Below are 4,396 nucleotides of genomic sequence, written 5' to 3'. Positions count from 1 at the left end.
GTGGTACTGCTTAGTGGTAATGCAGTATCGATGCCTTGGGTAGATAAGGTGCCAGCCATTATTCAGGGATGGTATCTTGGTTCAGAGGCTGGATCTGCATTGGCTGATGTTATTTCGGGGGAGGTAAACCCTTCTGGTAAGCTGCCATTCTCTTTTCCAAAAAAGCTGGAAGATAACGGTGCACATTTTTACGGTAAAATTTCCTATCCTGGAGATAGTATTAACCAATATTACAAGGAAGATATTTTGGTCGGCTACCGTTGGTTTGATACAAAAAAAATAGTGCCTCAATACGCCTTCGGATACGGCCTTTCTTACACCAGCTTTAATTTAGGCACTCTTTCTGCAGATAAATCGGTTTATAGTAAAAACGATATCATCAAGGTCAGGTTTACTATTAAGAACACAGGAGCACGCTATGGGGCTGAGGTTGCTCAGTTGTATATGAACGATCCTGTTTGCAGCGTACCTCGCCCGGTAAAAGAGCTGAAAGCCTTTGAAAAAGTGTTCCTGCAGCCAGGGGAAACGAAAGTTGTTGAAATGGATGTAAAAGTGTCAGATCTTGCCTTCTATGATGAAAGTAAAAAGGATTGGAACGTTGAACCTGGAGACTTTATCCTGCAGCTTGGAAATTCATCCAATAATATTTCCCAGAAACTGAAGATAACTGTTAAATAGCCGGCAGAGAAGAAGAACGTAAAATAAAACAGTATTATTTGGAGAGAAATGAGATTGTATCATAAAGGCAACTCCATCTCAGATGCTGTCATGTTGAGCTTGTCGAAACACCTTAATGGGTATTTAAACAAGTCCTTCGACAAGCTATCAATGACAGACTTCCATGGAAAGCTCGTCATTGCGAGGTACGAAGCAATCTTAATGCGCACGCTGGTAGCGATCGTTGTAAGATTGCTTCGTCGGCTGAAAAAGCCTTCTCGCAATGACGATTCCTCGCAGCTTAAAATAGGATAAAAACCCCTTATGTCATTAATATTAATTTTCATAAAATAAATTATCCTTCAGGATGACAAATCTATATTTATGATACAACCTCATTTCTTTTAGTTTCAATCTTTAATATGCTGCTATCGTTACTTTATCTAAATATTTTTTGGACGGCCAGTTGAACCTTAGCTGCGTCATTTTCGATGGTTTTTTTGATAGACTCGTCAAATGAAGGAGGGAAATCTGCTGTAACGGAGATCAGCTGTGCATGATTGGTCACAGTAAGTTCAAAGGCATGACTCCCGAACTTAAATTTGCTTTTTATTTTGTCTGCCTGTTTTTCAATTGCCTTAGAAAATTCATAGCTGTTGCTGATTTCGTCAAAATGATCCTTTACTGCATGGAAGATCAGGTGTGTTTCTACATCCAATTCGTTGATGATCACCCTGGCATTCAACAGCTCTTGTGCTGTTTTTCCTTCAGCTCCTTCCTGTAGGTTCTTCAAAGAGGGAAGCAAGTCTTCACTGAAGATGATATCTTTAGGATCGTTAATGAAAATTGTTGAAGGATTACCGTTTTCATCCATTCGCTGTTGAAGGTATATCGTGTCATTGCCGTCCTTAAGTTCTACGCTAGCTGGGGCAATATATTCTGTTTTAATGTCGGTAATGGTGTTTTTGATGAGCTTAACAACATATGCCAACACAGGGTAATCTGTAATATCGTTCATTGTTTCTTTTTTACAAATGTACGGCTTAGTTGAAGTGATATAAAGCGCCTATGGAAAACGAATTGATAATTTTGTTGTAAAGTGATCAACAAGAGGTAATTAATTTTTTCTTTGGCGAGACGCTGAGGTCCATCATTCATTTTACACCATTCAATCACTGAAAATATTAGCAAAATTTAATATTGTGGGTAATTTTATTCAAAGTTTTTTTTGATGTGCAGACTGTAATTTTTTTGCTATGTTTATACATCTAATCCGCTAATCGTATGAGAGTCCCGTTATCTTGTATTGTTGTCGATGATTCTGACTTAGATAGGAAGTCTGTTGAAAATGAAATAGATAGGTGTTCAGATTTAAAATTAGTTGGAAGTTTTGACAACTGTATTGAAGCATTGAGTTTTTTCAATGCGCACCATCCAGATATTCTGTTTGTGGATATAGATATGCCTGATATTAATGGACTCGAATTTATCAGAACCATTAACAATACCAGTACCATTAATGTTATTATTTCGGCTCACCCTGAGTATGCATTAGAAGGTTTTTTGCTCAAGGTTTTTGATTTCATTTTAAAGCCTGTAGAAAGCGATCGATTTGATGTATGTATGAAGCGCTTAACTGATTTTGTTATCCTTAAAGAGAAGGCGGAGTTATATGATATTTTATTCGAAAATGAAAATGTTATCTTTAAGGAGGGGTATGCTACGGTTAAACTAAATGTAAATGAGATTATTTATTTAGAGGCTTTTGGCGATTATACGAAAGTTGTTACTTCAAATAAAAACTATCTAACTTTAACTACCTTGAGTGCATTTCTAGAGTCGTTGCCTAGCGGCAAATTTATCCGTATTCATCGAAGCTACGTGGTTTCTATTAATAAAATTCAAGGTACGAGTTTAAAAAGTATTGATATGGGGGCAAGCGTTATTCCGGTAGGTAAAACGTATGTTAAGGAAGCTAAGAAAATTTTTAATTGATGGTTGACTTTAAATATCAATGATGAAAAAATACCTATTTAACATCGTTATTTTTTTTCTTTTCTTTTATTGTGCAGGGGTATTTGCCCAAAAACAACCAGATTTTCCTAAAATAAAATCGGCAAATAATATTAATGATTATTTAGAAAAGTTACTTCTTTCGTGCGATTCTGTTTATTTGGCGGGAGATAATAAATTACTCGGAACAACCCTAACTACGGCATTTAAAATTACCCCCAAAAACGATGCGAAGCATTTGTGCCGTTTTTGGTTTTACAAAGGTCTTTTAACCGAATCAAGTACGGCTTCTTCTGATTCTTGTATCAAAAATTATGAACAGGCACTAAAATATGCCAGGCAGGTTACCGATACAAAAATCATTACACAATCTTTAGGTTCTATCTTGTCGCTTTGCAATCCGGAAAAGAAATCAGGCAAAGCCCGGAGGGATTCTATTGCAAAGGTTTTGCAAACGGTGGTTGATAGCAAAAAAGATAACTATGCTGTGGCAGTTGCCCTCTTGTTTATTTCGAGGTATTATAAACTGACCGGCAACGACGGGAAAGCACTTCAATATGCCTTAAACGCATTTTCAAATTATAAGGAATTATACCAGTCGAAAAAAATAAGCTCAGACGAAGTGGCGGAGGCAGCGGTAATCGTTTCTAGAACTTATGGTAATATGGACCAGGAGGCTAAACAACAGGTTTATTTGGAGGAGATGCGCAAGTATTTAGTTAAAAATAAGGTTTTGCTAAGCTACTATTATTTGTATACTGCCAAAAACCTAGTGATCACAAAGAAAATGAGTAAGGCAGAATTATACTATGATAGCTTATTAAATATTTGCAAAAAATACAGTAATGCCGAATTATGGAACAATTGTTTAGATGCTGATATGTACTTTGCGCAGGGTTTTATCAAATTCGGTAAAAACAAAGAGGCCTTAAAATACAGTACGCACGCCAATACAATAGGTGAAATCTGGGCCTTTGATTTTTATAAAGCGCAATTAAATTACGTGAATGGAAAAGTATACTTAGCCTTAAAGGATTATACAAAAGCATTGCCTTATTTTAAAAAAGCCGAACCATTGGCGCTTGCCTGGAGCTATCAAGATATGCGCATCGCCTCGATAGAAAACATAGCAAATTGTTATGCAGGTTTAGGCAATTGGAAACAAGCATATGCCTACAGCAAAAAACTAAGCATGGTTAAAGATTCTTTAACTGCAATTGATACCAAAAAAATATTCGCTGAAGCCGAAGAAAAATATCAAAATAAAGAAAAGAAGCAATTGATCGATATTCAGAACGAACAACTGCTATTTGCCAAAAAACAAAAATGGTGGCTCATATCAGGTCTTTTACTATCAGGTTTGGTTGCAGTATTATTATATGCCATTTATAGGAATAAAAAGCAATCGGCCAATATATTAGATCAAAAAAACCGGGAATTAGATATTCTAAATAAAAAACTTAATGAATCCAATTTAACCAAAACAAAATTATTTGGTATTATTTCTCACGATTTACGAAGTCCTGTAAGCCAGTTATTCACTTTTTTAAAGCTCCAGCAAAAAAATGATATTCAGGTCTCTGAAGAAGAGCGGGATCAACACCGACAAAAATTAATAACATCTTCGAAAAATCTCTTAGAAACAATGGAAGATCTATTACTCTGGTCCAAAAGTCAGATGGAAAATTTTGAACTCGACATTGACGAGGTTGATTTGGCCCAATTG

The 4,396-nt window shown here is 36.0% G+C and carries 4 protein-coding genes; 3 read left to right on the top strand and 1 reads right to left on the bottom strand.

Features of this window, described 5'->3' with window-relative positions:
• Positions 1–678 (top strand): fibronectin type III-like domain-contianing protein (locus AC1DPQ_RS19140; RefSeq protein ID WP_477610555.1); only part of this gene is annotated, 678 nt, incomplete at its 5' end.
• 418 nt (positions 679–1,096) lie between these two features.
• On the opposite strand, the gene AC1DPQ_RS19135 is transcribed toward AC1DPQ_RS19140, so the two are convergent.
• Entirely contained in the window at positions 1,097–1,675 is a 579-nt protein-coding gene (locus AC1DPQ_RS19135; protein WP_477582562.1) for a hypothetical protein, read from the bottom strand.
• Positions 1,676–1,941: 266 nt separating this feature from the next.
• On the opposite strand from AC1DPQ_RS19135, the gene AC1DPQ_RS19130 reads away from it, so the two are divergent.
• Entirely contained in the window at positions 1,942–2,652 is a 711-nt protein-coding gene (locus AC1DPQ_RS19130) for a LytR/AlgR family response regulator transcription factor (protein ID WP_477610554.1), read from the top strand.
• Positions 2,653–2,674: 22 nt separating this feature from the next.
• The coding region (locus AC1DPQ_RS19125) for a hypothetical protein (RefSeq protein ID WP_477610553.1) at positions 2,675–4,396 on the top strand (1,722 nt) is incomplete at its 3' end.

The sequence above is a fragment of the Pedobacter sp. 01T416_2 genome (genome assembly GCF_056398925.1).
Note: the sequence above shows the minus strand (reverse complement) of the source record. Positions and strands in the feature narration are given on the sequence as shown.

Bases quoted from the DNA above. Each gene is read 5' to 3' on its own strand.
- AC1DPQ_RS19135 (WP_477582562.1), bottom strand. From the start codon at position 1,675: ATGAACGATATTACAGATTACCCTGTGTTGGCATATGTTGTTAAGCTC.
- AC1DPQ_RS19130 (WP_477610554.1), top strand. From the start codon at position 1,942: ATGAGAGTCCCGTTATCTTGTATTGTTGTCGATGATTCTGACTTAGAT.